The sequence below is a fragment of the Pseudomonas sp. PSE14 genome (assembly GCF_029203285.1).
Classification (GTDB): Bacteria; Pseudomonadota; Gammaproteobacteria; order Pseudomonadales; family Pseudomonadaceae; genus Pseudomonas.
Genome location: NZ_CP115669.1, coordinates 3,519,800 through 3,539,373, shown reverse-complemented (window position 1 = coordinate 3,539,373; position 19,574 = coordinate 3,519,800). Strand labels below are relative to the sequence as shown.

The following is a 19,574-nucleotide window of genomic DNA, read 5'->3' as shown; positions in this document are numbered from 1 at the left end:
GGCAGGTGCCTGGGGAGGCTGCCGGAATGCGTCGACGTGGCTAAATCTTGAGCAGCGGCCGGAACAGCGTCAATTCGATAAACGGCCTTCCGTTCGGTAATCGAACACAAAACTAACCAGTTAGTACACTTTAAATTGCTGCGAGCCCCGGCCGCCAGAATAATCGAGCCAAGCCGGGGAGCCTTCCGACAAGACCCCTAACCAGTCCCGGCAGGAGTCATGAGATGCAGCGTTCAATCGCCACCGTTTCCCTCAGCGGAACCCTGCCGGACAAGCTCGAAGCCATCGCCGCCGCCGGGTTCGACGGCGTGGAAATCTTCGAGAACGATCTCCTCTACTATGGCGGCAGCCCGCGTGACGTACGCCGGCTCTGCGCCGACCTGGGCCTGGCGATCACCCTGTTCCAGCCGTTCCGCGACTTCGAGGGTTGCCGCCGCGACCGCCTGCCGCGCAACCTCGACCGCCTGGAGCGCAAGTTCGACCTGATGCAGGAGCTGGGTACGGACCTGGTGCTGATGTGCAGTAACGTCGCCGCCGATTCCCTGGGCGAGCGTGAATTCCTCCTCGAAGACCTCGGGCTCGCCGCCGAACGCGCCGGCGCCCGTGGCCTGCGCGTGGGCTACGAAGCCCTGGCCTGGGGCCGCCATGTGAACACCTGGCAACAGGTCTGGGACCTGGTGCGGGAAGTGAACCATCCGGCCCTGGGCGTGATCCTCGACAGCTTCCACACCCTCTCGCTCAAGGGCGACCCCAGCGGCATCGCGCAGATTCCGGGGGAGAAGATCTTCTTCGTGCAGATGGCCGATGCGCCGATCCTGGCCATGGACGTGCTGGAGTGGAGCCGGCACTTTCGCAATTTCCCCGGCCAGGGCGAGTTCGACCTGCCGGGCTTCCTCGCGCCAATCCTCAGGAGCGGCTATCGCGGCCCGCTGTCGCTGGAGGTCTTCAACGACGGTTTCCGTGCCGCGCCGCCGCGCGCCAATGCCGCCGATGGCCTGCGCTCGTTGCTCTATCTAGAAGAGAAGACCCGCGAACGCCTGCACGCCGAAGGCATGCCCCCGGAACAGCTGGACTGCCTGTTCGCGCCGCCGTCGGCCAGTCAGTTGGAGGGCGTGGAGTTCCTCGAATTCGCCGTGGACGAAGCCCTGGGTGCGCGCCTGGGCAACTGGCTGGAGCGCCTGGGTTTCGCCCGCGCCGGCGAACACCGCTCCAAGGCGGTGAGCTTGCTGCGCCAGGGCGACATCAACATCGTGCTCAATGCCGAGCCGTATTCCTTTGGCCACAGTTTCTTCGAGGCTCACGGCCCGTCGCTGTGCGCCACCGCGTTGCGCGTGCGTGATGCCGGCAGCGCCCTGGAGCGGGCGCAGGCCTACAAAGGTCAGCCGTATCGCGGGTTGGTCGGCCCCAACGAGCGGGAGATTCCTGCCGTGCGCGCGCCGGACGGCAGCCTGATCTACCTGGTGGAAGAGCGCGCCGCCGGACAGACCATCTATGACGTGGACTTCCGCCTTGACCCCGATGTCCAGCCCAGCGGTAAGCTGCAGCGCATCGACCACATGGCCATGGCGCTGCCGGCGGACGGTCTGGACAACTGGGTGCTGTTCTACAAGGGTCTGTTCGATTTCGAGGCTGACGACGAAGTGGTGCTGCCCGACCCCTATGGCCTGGTAAAAAGCCGCGCCCTGCGCAGCGCCAACGGCAGCGTGCGCTTGCCGCTGAACATCTCGGAGAACCGCAACACCGCGATCTCTCACGCGTTGTCCAGCTATCGCGGCTCCGGCGTTCACCATATCGCCTTCGCCTGCGACGACATCTTCGCCGAGGTGGAGCGGGCGAAGGATGCCGGGGTGCCGCTGCTGGAAATCCCCCTCAACTACTACGACGACCTGGCCGCGCGCTTCGACTTCGACGACGAGTTCTTGAGCGAGCTGGCCTACTTCAACGTGTTGTACGACCGCGACGCTAGTGGCGGCGAACTGTTCCACGTCTACACCGAGCCCTTCGAGGAGCGCTTCTTCTTCGAGATCATCCAGCGTCGCGGTGGTTACGCCGGCTACGGCGCGGCCAACGTTGCCGTGCGCCTGGCGGCCATGGCCCAGGCACGCAACGGCACCACGCGCCGGCCGCGCGGTTAGGTCGGTACCGTGCTTGGCCTCGGGTGCACTCGGGTCGCATAATCCGCGCACCTACCAGTGCATAGCAGGCGCCCTGGCGCCTGCCGAACGAAAGCCGAGCCCATGACCGACAGCGCCACCCAGCCGACCCCCGCCGACACCGCGCGCCGGGGGCGCAAGAACAACCCGGAGAAGACCCGCGAAGACATCCTCCAGGCGGCCATCGTCGAGTTCGTCCAGCAGGGCCTTTCCGGCGCGCGGGTCGACGCCATCGCCGAGCGGATGAACACCTCCAAGCGGATGATCTACTACTACTTCGGCAGCAAAGAGCAGCTGTACCAGGCGGTGCTGGAGAAGCTCTACGGGGACATCCGCGGCACCGAGCAGACCTTGCACCTGGCCGAACTGGAACCGCTGGAGGCCATGCGCCGGCTGGTGGACTTCACCTTCGACCACCACGACCGCAACGTCGACTTCGTACGCATCGTCTGCATCGAGAACATCCACTACGGCCAGTTCGCCTCGGGCTCGGAAACCATCCGTTCGATGAGCAGCAACATCCTGCGCACCATCGAGGACATCCTCCGTCGCGGCGCTGCCAGCGGCGTTATCCGCGAGGGGCTGCAGGCCATCGACGTGCATATGCTGATCAGCTCGTTCTGCTTCTATCGGGTGTCCAACCGGCACACCGTCGGTTCGTTGTTCCAGATCGAGCTGGAAGATGCGGCGGTGAAGGCGCGGCACAAGGAAATGATCATCGAGGCGGTGTTGCGGTACGTGCGGCCGTAGGCCGGATCGGGGATTGTTCGCGGACCAGGATTTGCGCCGGCCCTGCCGGCGGATCGCGGATAAGATCCGCTCCTACGAGAGTGCGCACCGATGGCAACTGTAGGAGCAACTGTCTCCTTCCTGGGAGTCCGTGCCTGCGCATTCCCCTCACCCCAGCCCTCTCCCTCAGGGAGAGGGGGCAGTCCGACCCGGCTGACGCGAAGGTTTCATCCTGCACCGAACGGTCCCCTCTCCCCCTGGGAGAGGGTTAGGGTGAGGGCCGACCCAAGCGCAGATGTACCTCATAGGAGCGGACCTTGTCCGCGAAATCCTTCAGCGCACATCGATGTTCCTGGCGAATACCAGGGTAGGATGGCGTGGAGCGAAGCGATACCCATCGCAGGGTATCGCCCCCTGACGCCAGTTACATCGCGCTGAAATGCGCCAACATCCGCTGGGCATCTGCCGCGACGCCACTGAACAGCTCGAACGCCTTCACCGCCTGGAACACTGCCATGTTGCCGCCATCCAGCGTGCGGCAGCCGAGGCTGCGGGCGTGTTTCAGCAGTTCGGTTTCCAGCGGGAAATAGATGATCTCCGCCACCCACAGGTGCGGGTGCAGCAGCTCCAGCGGCAGCGGCGCGCCGGGCAGCTTGGCCATGCCCACCGGGGTGGTGTTGACCAGCCCGTCGGCCTCGGTAACTGCGCCGGCAAGATCATGACCGACGCGGGCACGCTGGCCGCCGAAGTGCGCGTTGAGGTTGTCCACCAGTGCCTGGGAGCGGGCCGGGTCCACTTCGAAGATCGTCAGCTGCCGCACGCCTTCGCTGAGCAGCGCGTGGGCCACCGCAGCGCCCGCGCCGCCGGCACCCAGCTGCACCACGCGCTCGCGTGGCGCATCGCTGAGGTTGCGCCGGAAGCCTTCGGCGAAGCCCAGACAGTCGGTGTTGTGGCCGATGCGTTTGCCGTCGCGCAGGACCACGGTATTCACCGCGCCGATGCCGCGCGCCTCGTCGGACAGCTCATCGAGCAGCGGAATGACCGCCTGCTTGCAGGGGAAGGTGATGTTCAGCCCGGTGTAGCCCATGCGCTCGGCGGCAGCCAGCAGGTCGGGCAGGGCGCCGGCATCGACGCCCAGCATGTCCAGGTCGATCAGCCGGTACAGGTAGCGCAGGCCCTGGGCGTCGCCTTCGCGTTCGTGCATGGCCGGGGTGCGCGAAGCCTGGATGCCGGCGCCGATCAGGCCGGCCAGTACGGTGCGTTGTTCTTTCATGGCGCTCACCCTTTCAGCAGTTTGGAGAAGTGCCGGATGCCGGCGCGATAACCGTCGCTGCCCAGACCGGCGATGACGCCGACGGCGATGCCGGAGACGAAGGAGTGCTGCCGGAATTCCTCGCGCGCGTGCACGTTTGACAGGTGCACCTCGATGACCGGCAGCTCCACGGCGGCCAGCGCGTCGCGGATGGCCACCGAGGTGTGGGTCCAGGCCGCCGGGTTGATCAGGATGCCCGCGCAGCGACCGCGTGCCTGGTGAATCCAGTCGATCAACTGGCCTTCGTGGTTGGTCTGGCGGAAGTCGATCTCCAGGCCGTGCTCGGCGCCGGTGCGCTCGCAGATCGCGGCGATGTCGTCGAGGGCCTCGTGGCCGTAGGTGGCCGGCTCGCGGGTGCCGAGCAGGTTGAGGTTGGGGCCGTTGAGCACGAGGAGGGTGTGAGGCATGAGGGTGAGGAGCTCCGTTGTTATATGGCCGCGATAAAAAAGCCTGTGGGAGCAAAATGTACCAAATGGTTAATTTGGTCAATGGAGGCGTGCGTAGATCGGGTGTGGGGGATTTCGTTGCTTAAAGACTCGATTTGGCTGCTAAGTTCGGTGATTGTTTGGGAATGTCGACGTGGGCATCGGGTGCGACGGATCAGGTTTTGTGCGGTTATCGGCTATTCGCGTACAAGGTCCGCTCCTACGAGATCAAAGCCCCTCACCCTAACCCTCTCCCGCAAGCGGGAGAGGGAACCGTTCGGTGCAGGATGAAACTACGGCGTCAGCCGGAACAATCTGCCCCCTCTCCCTCTGGGAGAGGGCTGGGGTGAGGGGGAAACACAGGCACAGACTTTCAGGAAAAAGACAGTTGCTCCTACAGGTGGCCTGGAGCGCTCTCGTAGGACCTTGTCCGCGAATGGCGGGCATGGCCCGCCCTGACGCTGCATGAGCACCAAAAAAACACCAGGCAAAAAAAAGACCCGCCAATCGGCGGGTCAAGCGAGGGGGAAGTCGGATCAGATGTGCAGGGCGTGCCCCAGCGCGCGCAGCGCCGCTTCCTGCACGGCCTCGCCCAGGGTCGGGTGGGCGTGGATGGTGCCGGCGATGTCTTCCAGACAGGCGCCCATTTCCAGGGACTGCACGAAGGCCGTGGACAACTCGGAGACTGCCTTGCCTACCGCCTGCCAGCCGAGGATCAGGTGGTTGTCCTTGCGGGCCACCACGCGGACGAAGCCGTCGTTGGACTCCAGGGTCATGGCGCGGCCATTGGCGGCGAACGGGAAGTTCGCTGTCAGCACTTCATGGCCCGCGGCTTTCGCCTGGTCGGGCGAAAGGCCGACCACCACCACTTCCGGATCGGTGAAGCACACCGCCGGGATCGCCGTGGGGGTGAAGGCGCGGCGCCTGCCGCCGATGATCTCGGCGACCATCTCGCCCTGGGCCATGGCGCGGTGGGCCAGCATGGGCTCGCCGGCGATGTCGCCGATGGCCCAGACATTGCGCATGGAGGTGCGGCACTGCTCGTCGATCTTCACGGCGCGACCGTTCATGTCCAGGCTCAGGCTCTCCAGGTTCCAGCCCGTGGCATTGGGGTGGCGGCCGACGGCGACCAGCACCTGGTCGGTCTCGATCACCCGTTGCGAGCCGGCGCCATCCTGCACACGCAGGCCTTTGCCGTCCGGCTCCAGGCCCATGACGCTGTGGCCCAGGTACAACTCGATGCCCAGCTTGCGCAGCGAATTCGCCACGGGTTTGGTCAGCTCCTCGTCATAGGTTGGGAGAATGCGCGGCTGCGCTTCCACCACCGTCACCTCGACGCCCAGCTTGCGGTAGGCGATGCCCAGTTCCAGGCCGATGTAGCCGCCGCCGACCACCGCCAGGCGCTTGGGCAGCACCTTGGGCGCCAGGGCCTCGGTAGAGGAGATCACATTGCCGCCCACCGGCAGGAAGGGCAGCTCCACGGATTTCGAACCGGCCGCCAGCAGAAGGTGTTCGGTGTGGATGTGCTGGGTGCCGCCTTCGGCCAGATCCACTTCCACGGTCTTGCCATCGACAATCTTCGCCCAGCCGTTCACCACGGTGACGCCATGCTTCTTCAGCAGTGCGGCGACGCCGGTGGTGAGGCGGTCGACGATGCCGTCTTTCCACTCCACGGTGCGCTGGATGTCGATGCTCGGCGCCTGCACGCTGATGCCCAGCGGTGAGGTACCGGCGAACTCGCGGGCCTTGAGGTATTCCTCGGCGGCGTGGATCAGCGCCTTGGAGGGGATGCAGCCGATGTTCAGGCAGGTGCCGCCGAGGGAGGCGCCTTCCACCAGCACGGTACGGATGCCCAGCTGGCCGGCGCGGATCGCCGCAACGTAGCCGCCGGGGCCGCCGCCGATCACCAGCAGGGTGGTTTCGAGAGTCTGGTTCTGTTTCACGAGTCGGCTCTCCCTCAGTCGATGAACAGGGTGGCGGGATGTTCGAGCAGGGCGCGCACGGCCTGGATGAAGGCCGCCGCATCCATGCCGTCGACCACCCGGTGATCGAAGGACGAGGACAGGTTCATCATCTTGCGCACCACGATCTGGCCGTTGATCACCATGGGCCGCTCGACCATGCGGTTGACGCCGACGATGGCGACTTCCGGATGGTTGATCACCGGCGTGCTGACGATGCCGCCGAGCGCGCCGAGGCTGCTCAGGGTGATGGTCGAGCCGGACAGCTCCTCGCGGCTGGCCTTGCCGTGGCGTGCGGCTTCGGCCAGGCGCGCCACTTCCGCGGCGTTGCCCCACAGGTCGCGGGACTCGGCGTTGCGCAGCACCGGTACCATCAGGCCGTTGTCGCTCTGGGTGGCGACGCCCAGGTGCACCGCGCCGTAGCGGGTGATCACGTCGGCCTCGTCGTCATAGCGTGCGTTGAGCTGTGGGAAGTCGCGCAGGGCGACGACCATGGCGCGGGCGATGAAGGGCAGCAGGGTGAGCTTGCCGCGTGCCGCGCTGTGCTTGGCGTTGAGGTGGACGCGCAGGGCTTCCAGATCGGTAACGTCGATTTCCTCGACATAGCTGAAGTGCGGGATGCGCCGCTTGGCCTCGGCCATCTTCTTCGCAATCATGCGGCGCAGGCCGATCACCGGGATCTGGTGCTCGTCGTGGCGCGCGGCATAGCCGGAGGCGATGGTCGCTCCGCCATGTTCCAGGTAGTGCTCCAGATCGTCGTGGAGGATGCGCCCGGCCGGGCCGCTGCCTTGCACAAATTGCAGTTCCACGCCCAGGTCGCGGGCGCGCTGGCGCACGGCCGGTGAGGCCAGCGGCTTCTCGCCCGGTGCGCGGCGCGGGGCCGGTGTCGGGGCAGGGCGGGCGGCCGGGGCGACCGGCTTGTTCTCGGCGCGCGGTGCCGGCTTGGGCGCTTCGGCCGCCGGTGCGGGCTTGGCTTCCGGTTTAGCCGGCGCCTCTTCATGAGCCTTGGGTTGCGCGGCTTCCTTGAGGTTGCCCTGGCCTTCCACTTCCAGGCGGATCAGCTCGCCGCCCACGGCCATCACCTGGCCCGGCACACCGCCGAGGGCGAGGATCTTTCCGGCCACGGGCGAGGGAATCTCCACCGTGGCCTTGTCGGTCATGACCTCGGCCAGCAGTTGGTCCTCATGGACCTCGTCGCCCACCTGGACGTGCCACTCCACCAGCTCGACTTCGGCGATGCCTTCGCCGATGTCCGGCATCTTGATGATGTGAGTGCCCATTCAGACCTCCATGGCGCGTTTGAAGGCCGCGCCGACGCGGGCGGGGCCGGGGAAGTAATCCCATTCCTGGGCGTGCGGGTAGGGCGTGTCCCAGCCGGTGACGCGGGCAATCGGCGCTTCGAGGTGGTGGAAGCAGTGCTCCTGTACCAGCGACATCAGCTCGGCGCCGTAGCCGCAGGTGCGGGTGGCCTCATGGACGATGACGCAGCGGCCGGTCTTCTTCACCGACTCGACGATGGTGTCCAGGTCCAGCGGCCAGAGGCTGCGCAGGTCGATGATCTCGGCGTCGATGCCGGTTTCCTCGGCGGCGGTCTGGGCCACGTAGACGGTGGTGCCGTAGGTCAGCACGGTGAGCTCGGAACCGGGGCGGGCGATGGCGGCCTTGTCCAGCGGCACGCTGTAGTAACCCTCGGGCACCTGACTGGCCGGGTGCTTGGACCAGGGGGTCACCGGGCGGTCGTGGTGTCCGTCGAACGGGCCGTTATACAGGCGCTTGGGCTCGAGGAAGATCACCGGGTCGTCGTTCTCGATGCAGGCGATCAGCAGGCCCTTGGCGTCGTAGGGGTTGGACGGCATGACGGTACGCAGGCCGCAGACCTGGGTGAACATCGCCTCCGGGCTCTGGCTGTGCGTCTGCCCGCCGTAGATGCCGCCGCCGCAGGGCATGCGCACCACCATGGGCACGGTGAAGTCGTTCACCGAGCGGTAGCGGATGCGCGCGGCTTCCGAGACCAACTGGTCGGTGGCCGGGTAGACGTAGTCGGCGAACTGGATTTCCACCACCGGGCGCAGGCCGTAGGCGCCCATGCCGACGGCGGCGCCGATGATGCCGCTTTCGGAGATCGGTGCGTCGAACACCCGCGAGGTGCCGTATTTTTTCTGCAGGCCCTCGGTGCAGCGGAATACGCCGCCGAAGTAGCCCACGTCCTGACCAAACACCACGACGTTGTCGTCGCGTTCGAGCATCACGTCCATGGCCGAGCGCAGGGCCTGGATCATGGTCATGCTGGTGACCGCCTGGGCGTTCTCGTGTTGCTGGTTCACGGCATTCATACCCCGAGCTCCTGGCGCTGCCGGCGCAGGTGTTCCGGCAGGTCCTTGTAGACGTCATCGAACAGGTTGGCGGCGCTGAACACGTGGCCATCCACCAGCGAGCCGTGGCGTTCGGCCTCTTTCTGCGCGGCGATCACTTCGGCTTCCAGCTCCTTCTGCAGCGCTTCCTGCTGCTCGTCGGACCAGATGCCGAGCGCGATCAGGTGTTGCTTCAGGCGGGCGATCGGGTCGCCCAGGGGGAAGTTGGTCCAGTCGTCGGCGGGGCGGTACTTGGACGGGTCATCCGAGGTGGAGTGCGGGCCCGCGCGATAAGTGACCCACTCGATCAGGCTTGGGCCATGGCCGCGGCGGGCGCGCTCGGCGGCCCATTGCGAGGCGGCGTAGACGGCCAGGAAATCGTTGCCGTCCACCCGCAGCGAAGCGATGCCGCAACCCACGCCACGGTTGGCGAAGGTGGTGCCTTCACCGCCGGCGATGGCCTGGAAGGTGGAGATCGCCCACTGGTTGTTGACCACGTTGAGGATCACCGGCGCGCGGTAGACGTGGGCGAAGGTGAGGGCGGTGTGGAAGTCGGACTCGGCGGTGGCGCCGTCGCCGATCCAGGCGGACGAGATCTTGGTGTCGCCCTTGATCGCCGAGGCCATGCCCCAGCCGACGGCCTGGATGAACTGGGTGGCGAGGTTGCCGGAAATCGAGAAGAAACCCTTCTCGCGGCTGGAGTACATGATCGGCAGCTGACGGCCCTTGAGCGGGTCCTGCTCGTTGGAGAGCAGCTGGCAGATCATGTCCTTGAGCGGGTAGTCGCGGGTGATCAGGATGCCTTGCTGACGGTAGGTGGGGAAGGTCATGTCGCCGTCGCGCAGGGCCATGGTGTGGGCGGTGGCGATGGCCTCTTCACCCAGGCACTGCATGTAGAAGGACATCTTCTTCTGGCGCTGGGCGGTGAGCATGCGCGCGTCGAAGATGCGCGTCTTGAGCATCAGGCGCATGCCGCGCAGCAGTTGCTCGTGGCTCAGGTCCGGGGCCCAGGGGCCGAGGGCGTTGCCCTGGTCGTCGAGCACGCGCACCAGGCTGAAGGCCAGGTCGGTGGTCTGGGCGGGTTCGACGTCGATGGCGGGCTTGCGCACCTCGCCGGCGGGCGAGAGGTGCAGGTAGGAGAAGTCGGTCTTGCAGCCTGGGCGTCCGGTGGGTTCGGGGACGTGCAGGCGGAGCGGAGCGTAGTCGGTCATGGCGGGTCTCCAGTTGTGATCGTGGGTGTGGATCAGCGAACGGAAGAGGCCATGCCTGGCGGGCGCACCCGGCCGGGTAGGGCTACGGTGCGGGTGTCGCGCAGGGTCGCGCGGCGGGTGGTGACATCACTCATGGTGAGGTCCTCGGTTGTTGTAGTTGTGGTTTCAGTATAGGTGTGACCGATTGGTTTTTTGCTCCAAATTGACTAGATCCGAGCTTAGCGATTAGTGTGTTTGAACTATAAAAACAACCACTTGTAGTACTGAGAGAAAATGGCTGATCTCGACCGCACCGACCTGAAAATCCTCCGCGCCCTGGCCGACGATGGCCGTCTTTCCTGGCGCGACCTCGCGCAGAAGATCGGCCTGTCGCTGACCCCGACCCTGCGCCGGGTGCGCCGCCTGGAGGAGGAGCACTACATCCAGGGCTACTTCGCCCGGCTCGACGAGGAACGCCTGTCCGGCGGCATGAGCGTGTTCGTTTCGGTGTCCCTGGAAAAACAGACCGGCGACTACCTCGCGCGGTTCGAGGAACGTATCGTGCAGGCGCCGCAGGTGATGAGCTGCTTCCAGATGACCGGGGATGCGGATTACGTGCTGCGGGTGGTGGTGAAGGACCTGTCGGCGTACCAGCTGTTCCTGACCAATACGCTGACGCAGATTCCAGGGGTGGCGGGGATCAAGTCGGCGTTTGCGTTGAAGTCGGTGATGCTGCGCTCGGCGCCGCCGATCTAGCCGGGAATCCATGGCGCGCCGTCGATTCCTTCGCGGATAAGATCCGCTCCTGCGAGAGCGGGCGCCGATCCTGACCGTAGGGGCGGACCTTGTCCGCGAAATCCTCAAGTCCAAAGCGGGGGGATCGGTTCGCGATCAAGCTCGCTCCTGCAAAAACGGGTTCAGGCGTCGCGCCGAAACTGTTCCCGATACTGCGTCGGCGTCACTCCCAACCGCTGCACGAACACCCGCCGCATCCGTGCCGCGCTGCCGAAGCCGCAGCGCCAGGCGATCACTTTCAGCGCCAGGTCGCCGCCCTCCAGCAATCCACGCGCCGCATCGATGCGGGCGCGCTGGACGAACTCCGCCGGCGTCACCCCGGCCTCACGAACGAAAACGCGGGCAAAGCTGCGCGGACTCATGGCTACCTCAGCAGCCAGTTCTGGCACGCCCAGCGGCTGGTCGAGGTTTTCCTGTACGTGGCGCTGGATGCGCGCCACGGGCGACGCTTCATCTGCCGGCGCCTGCAGGAAGGGGCTGAACTGTGACTGCCCGCCCTGGCGCTGCGCCACCACCAGCAGGCGTTTGGCGACGGCCAGGGCAACCGCCGCGCCGTGGTCTTCGGCGACCAGGGCCAGCGCCAGGTCGATGCCGGCCGTGACACCCGCCGACGTCACCAGCGCGCCATCGCGCACATGGATGCGATCGGGCTCCACCCGCGCCTGCGGGAACAGCTCCGCCAGGCGCCGCGCGTCGCTCCAGTGGGTGGTGACGCGCTTGCCATCCAGCAGCCCGGCATGGCCGAGGAGAAAGGCGCCGGTACAGATCGAACCGTAGCGCGGCGCCTGGGCACAGGCCGCGTGCAGCCAGTCGATCAGTTCGGCGCTGGGCATTTCCTCCGGCAGCTTCGGTCCGCCGGGCACCAGCAGGATGTCGGCAGTGGCAAAGCCCGGTTCGAGGTTGAAGTCGGCGCCCAGCAGTTGCCCATTGGATGCGCGCAAGGGCAGGGGCGGCGCGGCAAGGGTGACGACCCGGTAACCCTGCCCAGGCGGCACGAAGGCGTTGGCCTCGGCGAACACATCCAGCGGCCCGGAAACGTCCAGCGCCTGCACGCCGGGGAACAGCAGCATGGCCACGCGTTTCATGACGACTCCCGATCCGATCGATGGCGTTCATTCTTGCGGCGGATCGGTCTGGCTGTAAACGCATCAGGAGTGCGAATACTGCCAATCAGGCGACAACCAGGGTCACAATCGCACGTACAGCATCCTTACAAGGCATTATTGTTGCGCGATCTGCATGAATTCTTTGCCGAAGTCGCACTGTGTCCAGAACGGCGGCTCGACTAGATTTAATGGCTGTGGGCCACGATCAACGCGACCCGCGTGATACTCGAGGTTCCCGCCATGAAATCCACTCTTTTCCTTCTGTTCTCCGTCCCGGCCGTGCTTCTTTCCGTCCCTGCTTTCGCCGCCGACGCCCCTGTCTATCAATACGGCATGCCGCTGGACGTGGCGAAGGTGCTGCGCATCGAGCAGCCCAACGAACGCTGCGAAGTCAGCCTGGCCACCATGACCTACCTGGACTCCCAGGGGCAGGTCCATACCCTGCGCTACCTGCGCCAGACCGAGCGGTGCAGCGACGCCTGAGCCGATTCCAGACGTTCGCGCAGAGGGTGAACGGCTTGGCGAAGTCCGCTGAACGGTAGGAACTCAAGTCAGGGTTTCGTCAGATTTGGTGCGAAAAAGCTGCATCGTGCCCCGAAAATCCGCACAATGCACATTTGAGCTATCTTGAAACGCCGTTACACCCACCGGAAGTGTGCATTGTGAACAGTTCACAATGTTCCACATGCTCAAAATTTCCGCGTCGTTCCTGATTGGCTTTTCCGGCCCGCTATTTGCGTAGGGCCGGGAGACATTCACCAATCCTCGCGGAGACACCTGATGAGTTCCCCCAGTGAGTTCCCCCTGAGCGCGACGCCCAGGGAAGGGCGCAAAGGCCTGCTGCCCATCGCCATGGTCCTGTTCAGCTTCACTTTCTTCACCGGGACCATGTTCGCCGGCGGCAAGATCGGCATGGCCTTCGACTTCGTCGACATGCTCTGGGTCGCCTTCATCGGCAACGTGCTGCTGGCCATCTATGCCGCCGCCCTGGGCCTGATCGCCTCGCGCAGCGGCTTGAACACCGTGCTGATGGGACGCTTCTGCTTCGGCGAGCGCGGCAGCAAGCTGTCCGACTTCCTCCTCGGCTTCGCGGAACTGGGCTGGTACGCCTGGGGCACCGCCACCGTGGCCATCGTGCTGGTTAAGATGCTGGGCCTCCCCGAGTGGTTGAACATCCCGCTGATGGTGGTGTTCGGCCTGCTGTTCTCGGTCACCGCGATCATCGGCTTCAAGGGCCTGGACATCATGTCCCGCGTGTCGGTGCCGCTGATGTTCATCCTGCTGGTGGCCTCCATGGTCATTGCTACCGGCGCGGCGGGCGGCTGGAGCGGCCTGCTGGCGAAAGAGCCGAGCCAGACGCTGACCTTCTCCGCCGCCGTGACCATGGTCTTCGGCACCTTCGCCAGCGGTGCGACCCAGGCCACCAACTGGACGCGCATGGCCCGCAGCGGGCGCATCGCGGTGATCGCCAGCGTGGTCGCCTTCCTCATCGGCAACGGCCTGATGATCGTCGCCGGCGCCTGGTGCGCCATCGTCTACCAGAACGCCGACATCGTTGAAGTGATGGTGCTGCAGGGCCTGTCCTTCGCCGCGGTGATCATGCTCTGCCTGAACCTGTGGACCATCCAGGGCCCGACCATCTACAACGTCTCCGCCGCCGCCTGCCACCTGGTGCGTAGTGAGCGCCGCCGCAGCATGACGCTGCTGGCTGCCGGCGTGGGCATCATCCTCGCCATTGGCGGCATGTACGAATGGCTGATCCCGTTCCTGGTGCTGCTGGGCTCGATCATTCCGCCGCTGGGTGGCGTGATCATGGCCGACTTCTGGTACCGCAACCGCGGCGAATATCCGGCGCTGGTGGGCACCCACATCCCGGCGTTCAACCTTTCCGGCCTGGTCTCCTACGCGGTCGGCGCGGGCCTGGCCTACGCCTCGCCGTGGATCGCGCCGCTGGTGGGCATCGCCGCCTCGGCGGTCTGCTACATCGTCCTCACCGAAGTCACCCGCGCCCGCGCGCCGCTGAGCGAGCCGCGCGCTTGAGCCTGAGCGTCGAGGAAATCCTCCGCCTGCCGGGGCTGGAAAGCCTCGCGCTGCGGGCCGGCTCGCGCAACCTGCATCGCAGCGTGCGCTGGTCCTACGTGGCGGAGAACGTCGGCATTGCCGACTGGGTGATGGGGGGCGAGCTGGTGTTCGTCACTGGCATCAACCACAGCCGTGACGAGGCCAACCTGCTGCAGCTGGTGCGCGAAGGCGTCGCCAGCGGCATCGCCGGCATCGTCATCCTCACCGGCGACGAGTTCATCCAGCGCATCCCCGATTCCGTGGTTCATTTAGCCGAAGTGGAGGGCCTGCCGCTGATTGAGCAGCCCTATGCGCTGAAGATGGTCATCGTCACCCACCTGATCGGCACGGCACTGGTGCAGATGACCCAGGTGAAGACCTCGCGCCGCGACATCCTTGGCCAGTTGCTCAGTGGTGATTTCCCGAGCCTGGAGATCGTCCGCCGCCGCGCGCAACACCTGGAGTTGCCGCTGGAAACTCCGCGCCGCCTGGTGGCGCTGCGACTGTCCGGCATCGACACGCTGTTCCAGCAACAGGAGCCGGAAGAGGCCGAGCGCGCGTTGCAACTCACCCGCCAGCGCCTGCTCGACCATCTGGAGAACTGGCAACAGGCGCGCCCCGAGCGCCTGCCGGTGGTGATCCAGGGCGACCTGTTCGTTCTCCTGCTGGCTGACGTGGAGCGCGCCGAGCTGCACACCCTGGCCGCCGAACTGCAGCAGGAACTGGCGCCGTTGCGTGCGTACCTCGGGCTGTCCGCCCGCGCCGATTCCTGCGCGGAATTCCCCCGTGCGTTGCTCGAAGCGCGCCAGGCGCTGGACGTTGCCGAAGGCATGCAGGCGCCCAGCGGATTCTGCGACTACCGTGAGCTGGGCGTGCTGCGCCTGCTGCGGGCGATTCCCGATCGGGCGGTGGTCGAGCAGTTCATGAAAGACACCCTCGGCCCGCTCTCGGAGCCGGGCCGCAAACAGCCGCACCTGCTGATCGAGACGCTCGACGCGCTCGTCCAGGAGAACGGCAACGCGCTCAAGGCGGCACAGCGCCTGGGCATCCATCGCAACACCCTGAACCAGCGGATCGCGCGCATCGAGGCCCTGAGCGGCCAGTCCCTGGACGACGCGCAATTCCGCCTGAATACCTCCGTGGCGCTGCTCATCTGGCGCATGTCCAGCGCGCCGCGCCACGAATAGCCTGAAGAGGAACAAGAGCCCATGAAGATCATCAACGCCTCGCTGCGCAAGCAGACCGGCCTGTTCACCATCCGCTGCGAAGGCGACGTCATCGCCGAAGTCATCCAGCAAGCCGGCACCCTGGCCGCCAGCGGCGACGACATCGACGCCCGTGGCAACCTGGCGATCGCCCCGCTGGTGGAGCCGCACATCCACCTCGACGCCACCCTGACCGCCGGCGAGCCGGAGTGGAACATGAGCGGCACCCTGTTCGAGGGCATCGAGCGCTGGGCTCAGCGCAAGGAAACCATTACGCACGAGGACACCAAGTCCCGCGCTCACACCACCATCCGCATGCTGGCCGCCCATGGCATCCAGCACGTGCGCACCCACGTCGACGTGACCGATCCGACCCTGGCCGCGCTCAAGGCGATGCTGGAAGTGAAGGAAGAGGCCAAGCACCTGGTCGACCTGCAGATCGTCGCCTTCCCGCAGGAGGGCATCGAGTCCTACGAGGGCGGCCGCGAGCTGATGGAGGAGGCGATCCGCCTGGGCGCTGACGTCGTTGGTGGCATCCCGCACTTCGAGAACACCCGCGAGCAGGGCGTCAGCTCGATCAAGTTCCTGATGGACCTGGCCGAGCGCACCGGCTGCCTGGTGGACGTGCACTGCGACGAGACTGACGACCCGAACTCGCGCTTCCTCGAAGTGCTCGCCGAGGAAGCCCGCGTGCGCGGCATGGGCGGCCGCGTCACCGCCAGCCACACCACGGCCATGGGCTCCTACGACAACGCCTACTGCTCCAAGCTGTTCCGCCTGCTCAAGCGTTCGGGCATCAACTTCGTCTCCTGCCCGACCGAGAGCATCCACCTGCAGGGTCGCTTCGACACCTTCCCGAAACGCCGTGGCGTGACCCGCGTGGCCGAGATCGACCGTGCCGGCATGAACGTCTGCTTCGGCCAGGACTCGATCAAGGACCCGTGGTACCCGCTGGGCAACGGCAACATCCTGCGCGTGCTGGATGCCGGCCTGCACATCTGCCACATGATGGGCTTCGAAGACCTGCAGCGCGCGCTGGACCTGGTCACCGACAACAGCGCCCGCGCGCTGAACCTGGGCGCGCGCTACGGCATCGCCGCCGGCCGTCCGGCCAACCTGCTGGTGCTCGGCGTGGACAGCGATTACGAGGCGGTGCGCCAGCAGACCAAGGCGCTGTACTCGATCCGCAATGGCCGCGTGCTGATGAAGCGCGAGCCGGAGCAGGTGGAACTGGTCGAAGGCTGACGGGCGTTTCACGGGGGCTGCAGCAGATTGCCTTCAACCCGGCTGCTGCAGCCCTGCGGCGTTCATTGCCATGCGCTGGCGACTGGCGAGCACTACACCGGAGCGATCTTTCGCGCCCTGACCCAAGGCTGCGATCCCCTCAGCAGCGACCTTCTTCCAGGCCCTTGAGGGTCTTGCGGCAGTGCACCAGCGCGTCGCGCACCATGAAGTTCACCAGCGTCGGGGAAACCCCCAGTTCCTCGGCGATCTCCTTCTGCGTGCGACCGTGCAGGCGGTACATCTCGAAGGCATAGCGCGTGCGCTCGGGCAACGCGAGCAGGGCGTTGGAAATGGCTTCGAGCGTCTGCCGACCCTCATGCTCGGTCTCCGGCGAGGCAGCCGGCGTCGCGACGTGCATGCCTTCCTCCTCGTTCCCCGAATAGCGCTTCTCCAGCGCCTGGCGCCGGTAGAGATCGATGGCCAGGTTGCGTACCACGCGCATCAGGTAGCCGCTCTGCGACTGGATGCCGGAGGTCAGGTCGGTGGCGTTGAGCTTGATGTACGCATCGTGGACCACGTCTTCGGCATGGCTGCGGCAGCCGAGGATGCGTGCGGCCGCATTGATGAAGGTCTGCCGGTGGGTGGCGAACAGCTCATGGAGAGCGGGGCGCGACTCGGCGGGCATTGGCTTGGACATGCAAGGTGTTCCTATGCGGCGGCGGAGGCGGGGACGTCCACATGGGTTGAGGCGGTCAATCTAGATCAAATGATAATTATTATCAATTAATTCGAGAGACTTCGGCAATCGCTCTGGAATAGGGTTCCCACAGCGGTTCGAAGATTTTTCATTCGTATCCTTCCTTGAAAGTTCTTCCCGGGTGCCCAGCACAGATCAGGCATTTTCGCCGGCGCATATCCTATGAGAATTAATCGCATATGCGATAGCTAACTATTTCCCTGCCTCCTTCGTCTTCATGGCAGAGCCGGAAAACATCGGTAATGGCCGGTGGCCGGCATCCCATATGTCTGAAGGAGAAGAGCGATGGCGTTCGATCGCGAAGATGCGGTTTACAAGGTGCTGGTCAACGGTGAAGAGCAGTACTCGCTGTGGCCGGGCTACAAGGAAGTCCCCTCCGGCTGGCGCGAAGCCGGCAAGCAGGGGAGCAAGGCCGACTGCCTGGCTTTCGTCGAGGCCAACTGGACCGACATGCGCCCGCTCAGCCTGCGGCAGAAGATGGCCGAGGGGCAGTAACCCATGCTGCGCCTGTTCTGCCTGCCGTACTCCGGCGCCAGCGCCATGCTCTACGCCCGCTGGAAGCGCCAGTTGCCGGCCTGGATCGAGGTCTGCCCGGTGGAGTTGCCCGGTCGTGGCCGACGCTTTGCCGAAAACCTGCAGACCGACCTGCGCGCGTTGGCCGGCCAGTTGGCCGACGAAATCGCCGCGCGCCTGGACCAGCCCTACGCGCTGTTCGGCCACAGCCTTGGTGGCCTGCTGGCCTTCGAACTGGCCCATGCCCTGCGGGAGCGCGGCCTGCCGATGCCCCAGGCGCTCTTAGCCTCGGCGGCCTCCGCGCCGTCGCGCCGCGACAGCCATCGCGAGCTGGCGCAGGAGCAGAGCGACGAACAGCTGATCGAGCGCATGCGCCGCCTGGGCGGCACCGCCGAGGCGGTCTTCGCCGATGTGGAGATGCTCGCCCTGAGCCTGCCGGTGATGCGCGCCGACTTCCTTCTCTGCGGTCTCTACGACTACCGCCGCCGCCCGCCGCTGTCCTGTCCGATCCACGTGTTCGGCGGCAAGGCCGACCGGCTTTCGGTGGAGTCGTTGTCCGCCTGGCAGGACGAGACCTGCGCTGGCTTCTCCCTGGAGATGCTCGACGGCGGCCACTTCTTCCTCAATTCCAGCGAGGCGCGCCTGCTCGAACTGCTGCGTGCCCGCCTGCAGCAGCCGGGCCAGGCGACCAGCGCGGCGCTGGCCTGAGCGATCTTGCGGAGAACCCCGATGTCCAGTTCCACCCTGTTCGACGTTGCTCCTTTGGCCCAGGCCCGTGGCGGCCTGCCGCTGCTGGTACAGGCTCGCGGCGACGGCATCGACCTGCTCGACGCCCTGGCCGACCTGCGCCCGCTGGTGGCTGAACGCCTGCCGGTTTGCGCCGGCATCCTCTTCCGTGGCTTCCAGGTCGGCGCGCCGGAGCGCTTTCGCGAGTTTGCCGCCGGCTTCGGTCATCCGCTGCTCAACTACGAGTTCGGTTCGACGCCGCGCAGCAACGTCACCAGCGGCGTGTACACCTCCACCGAGTACCCGCCGCACCAGCACATCCCGCTGCACAACGAGCAGGCCTACACCCGCGAATGGCCGATGAAGATCTGGTTCTACTGCGTGCAGGCGGCGCAGAGCGGCGGCGAGACGCCCATCGCCGACAGCCGCGAGATCTACCTCCGGGTGGACGAGGGCATCCGCCGCCGCTTCAGCGAACGCGGGCTGATGTACACGCGCAACTTCGGCAACGGCCTGGACGTGGCCTGGGAGCAGGTGTTCAACAGCGATGACCCGGCGGTGGTCGAGGCCTACTGCAAGGCCCACCGGATCGGCTGGGAATGGAAGGAGGACGGCGAACTGCGCACCCGCCAGGTCTGCCAGGCAGTGGCCCGCCACCCGCGCACCCGCGACTGGGTGTGGTTCAACCAGGCGCACCTGTTCCACGTCTCCAACCTGCCGCCGGACGTGCGCGAGAGCCTGCTGGAAATCGTCGACGAGGAAGACCTGCCGCGCAACGTCTACTACGGCGACGGCAGCCCCATCGAACCCTCGGTGCTCGACGAAATCCGCGGCGTGCTGGAGGAGGCGAAGGTGAGCTTCCCCTGGTACAGCGGCGACGTCCTGATGCTCGACAACATGCTCGCCGCCCACGCGCGCTCGCCGTTCAGCGGGCCGCGAAAAGTCGTGGTCGCGATGGCTGAGGGGCATGGGGCTGACGCCGAGCGTTGAAGTCCGCACGGATAACTCTCTCTCCCGGACGGAGAGGGGACTGATCGGCGCGCGCGACCTGCCTCGGCGCCCCGAA

18 protein-coding genes are annotated in these 19,574 nt (G+C 66.0%); 10 read left to right on the top strand and 8 right to left on the bottom strand.

Translation table 11 applies throughout. The annotated features are described in order from the left end of the window. The first annotated feature begins 224 nt into the window (after window positions 1-224). Window positions 225-2,135 (top strand): 3-dehydroshikimate dehydratase QuiC, encoded by a 1,911-nt coding sequence (quiC, locus tag O6P39_RS16020; RefSeq protein WP_275607492.1) that lies wholly within the window; start codon window positions 225-227, stop codon window positions 2,133-2,135. 102 nt (window positions 2,136-2,237) lie between these two features. Then, window positions 2,238-2,903 carry a TetR/AcrR family transcriptional regulator gene (locus O6P39_RS16015; protein ID WP_275607491.1) on the top strand — a complete coding sequence of 222 codons (666 nt, stop codon included), beginning with the start codon at window positions 2,238-2,240 and terminating at the stop codon, window positions 2,901-2,903. A gap of 403 nt (window positions 2,904-3,306) precedes the next feature. Here O6P39_RS16015 and O6P39_RS16010 read toward each other — a convergent pair whose 3' ends face one another. The 6 genes from O6P39_RS16010 to O6P39_RS15985 all read right to left on the bottom strand — a co-directional run bounded on the left by O6P39_RS16010 (window position 3,307) and on the right by O6P39_RS15985 (window position 10,142). Next, window positions 3,307-4,155: a shikimate dehydrogenase gene (locus O6P39_RS16010; RefSeq protein WP_275607490.1), complete on the bottom strand. Its 849-nt coding sequence runs from the start codon at window positions 4,153-4,155 to the stop codon at window positions 3,307-3,309. Window positions 4,156-4,160: 5 nt separating this feature from the next. Then, a complete protein-coding gene (gene aroQ, locus O6P39_RS16005; protein ID WP_275607489.1) occupies window positions 4,161-4,601 on the bottom strand; it encodes a type II 3-dehydroquinate dehydratase in 441 nt (146 codons plus the stop codon). Between the two features lie 554 nt (window positions 4,602-5,155). Continuing rightward, complete coding sequence (gene lpdA / locus O6P39_RS16000) at window positions 5,156-6,562, bottom strand: dihydrolipoyl dehydrogenase (protein WP_275607488.1); 1,407 nt, start codon at window positions 6,560-6,562, stop codon at window positions 5,156-5,158. 14 nt (window positions 6,563-6,576) lie between these two features. After that, window positions 6,577-7,860 carry a dihydrolipoamide acetyltransferase family protein gene (locus tag O6P39_RS15995; protein WP_275607487.1) on the bottom strand — a complete coding sequence of 428 codons (1,284 nt, stop codon included), beginning with the start codon at window positions 7,858-7,860 and terminating at the stop codon, window positions 6,577-6,579. Next, window positions 7,861-8,913: an alpha-ketoacid dehydrogenase subunit beta gene (locus O6P39_RS15990; protein ID WP_275607486.1), complete on the bottom strand. Its 1,053-nt coding sequence runs from the start codon at window positions 8,911-8,913 to the stop codon at window positions 7,861-7,863. Continuing rightward, on the bottom strand, window positions 8,910-10,142 hold the full coding sequence (locus O6P39_RS15985; protein WP_275607485.1) for a 3-methyl-2-oxobutanoate dehydrogenase (2-methylpropanoyl-transferring) subunit alpha: 1,233 nt from the start codon (window positions 10,140-10,142) through the stop codon (window positions 8,910-8,912). The genes O6P39_RS15990 and O6P39_RS15985 overlap by 4 nt, the downstream gene beginning before the upstream one ends. A gap of 273 nt (window positions 10,143-10,415) precedes the next feature. On the opposite strand from O6P39_RS15985, the gene O6P39_RS15980 reads away from it, so the two are divergent. Next, window positions 10,416-10,877 (top strand): Lrp/AsnC family transcriptional regulator, encoded by a 462-nt coding sequence (locus O6P39_RS15980; RefSeq protein WP_152222911.1) that lies wholly within the window; start codon window positions 10,416-10,418, stop codon window positions 10,875-10,877. A gap of 161 nt (window positions 10,878-11,038) precedes the next feature. Here the strand turns inward: O6P39_RS15980 and O6P39_RS15975 are convergent, their stop codons facing one another. Beyond that, window positions 11,039-12,001 carry a GlxA family transcriptional regulator gene (locus O6P39_RS15975; protein ID WP_275607484.1) on the bottom strand — a complete coding sequence of 321 codons (963 nt, stop codon included), beginning with the start codon at window positions 11,999-12,001 and terminating at the stop codon, window positions 11,039-11,041. Between the two features lie 261 nt (window positions 12,002-12,262). Between O6P39_RS15975 and O6P39_RS15970 the strand changes: the two genes are divergently transcribed. From O6P39_RS15970 to codA, 4 genes are all read left to right on the top strand, one after another. Then, a complete protein-coding gene (locus O6P39_RS15970) occupies window positions 12,263-12,505 on the top strand; it encodes a DUF2790 domain-containing protein (RefSeq protein WP_275607483.1) in 243 nt (80 codons plus the stop codon). A 297-nt stretch (window positions 12,506-12,802) separates the two neighbouring features. Continuing rightward, window positions 12,803-14,062: a cytosine permease gene (gene codB / locus O6P39_RS15965; protein ID WP_275607482.1), complete on the top strand. Its 1,260-nt coding sequence runs from the start codon at window positions 12,803-12,805 to the stop codon at window positions 14,060-14,062. After that, window positions 14,059-15,270, top strand: a complete 1,212-nt coding sequence (locus tag O6P39_RS15960; protein WP_275607481.1) for a PucR family transcriptional regulator — start codon at window positions 14,059-14,061, stop codon at window positions 15,268-15,270. Before codB ends, O6P39_RS15960 begins: the two co-directional genes overlap by 4 nt. Before the next feature lie 21 nt (window positions 15,271-15,291). Further along, window positions 15,292-16,533, top strand: a complete 1,242-nt coding sequence (gene codA, locus O6P39_RS15955; protein ID WP_275607480.1) for a cytosine deaminase — start codon at window positions 15,292-15,294, stop codon at window positions 16,531-16,533. Window positions 16,534-16,672: 139 nt separating this feature from the next. On the opposite strand, the gene O6P39_RS15950 is transcribed toward codA, so the two are convergent. Next, complete coding sequence (locus tag O6P39_RS15950; RefSeq protein ID WP_275607479.1) at window positions 16,673-17,209, bottom strand: RNA polymerase factor sigma-70; 537 nt, start codon at window positions 17,207-17,209, stop codon at window positions 16,673-16,675. A gap of 345 nt (window positions 17,210-17,554) precedes the next feature. Here O6P39_RS15950 and O6P39_RS15945 point away from each other — a divergent pair, with 345 nt between their 5' ends. From O6P39_RS15945 to O6P39_RS15935, 3 genes are read left to right on the top strand one after another with little or no spacing between them, the layout of a single operon-like run. Continuing rightward, a complete protein-coding gene (locus tag O6P39_RS15945; RefSeq protein WP_275607478.1) occupies window positions 17,555-17,764 on the top strand; it encodes an MbtH family protein in 210 nt (69 codons plus the stop codon). Window positions 17,765-17,767: 3 nt separating this feature from the next. Then, complete coding sequence (locus tag O6P39_RS15940) at window positions 17,768-18,490, top strand: alpha/beta fold hydrolase (RefSeq protein ID WP_275607477.1); 723 nt, start codon at window positions 17,768-17,770, stop codon at window positions 18,488-18,490. 21 nt (window positions 18,491-18,511) lie between these two features. Next, window positions 18,512-19,498: a TauD/TfdA family dioxygenase gene (locus O6P39_RS15935; RefSeq protein WP_275607476.1), complete on the top strand. Its 987-nt coding sequence runs from the start codon at window positions 18,512-18,514 to the stop codon at window positions 19,496-19,498. Window positions 19,499-19,574: the final 76 nt, after the last annotated feature.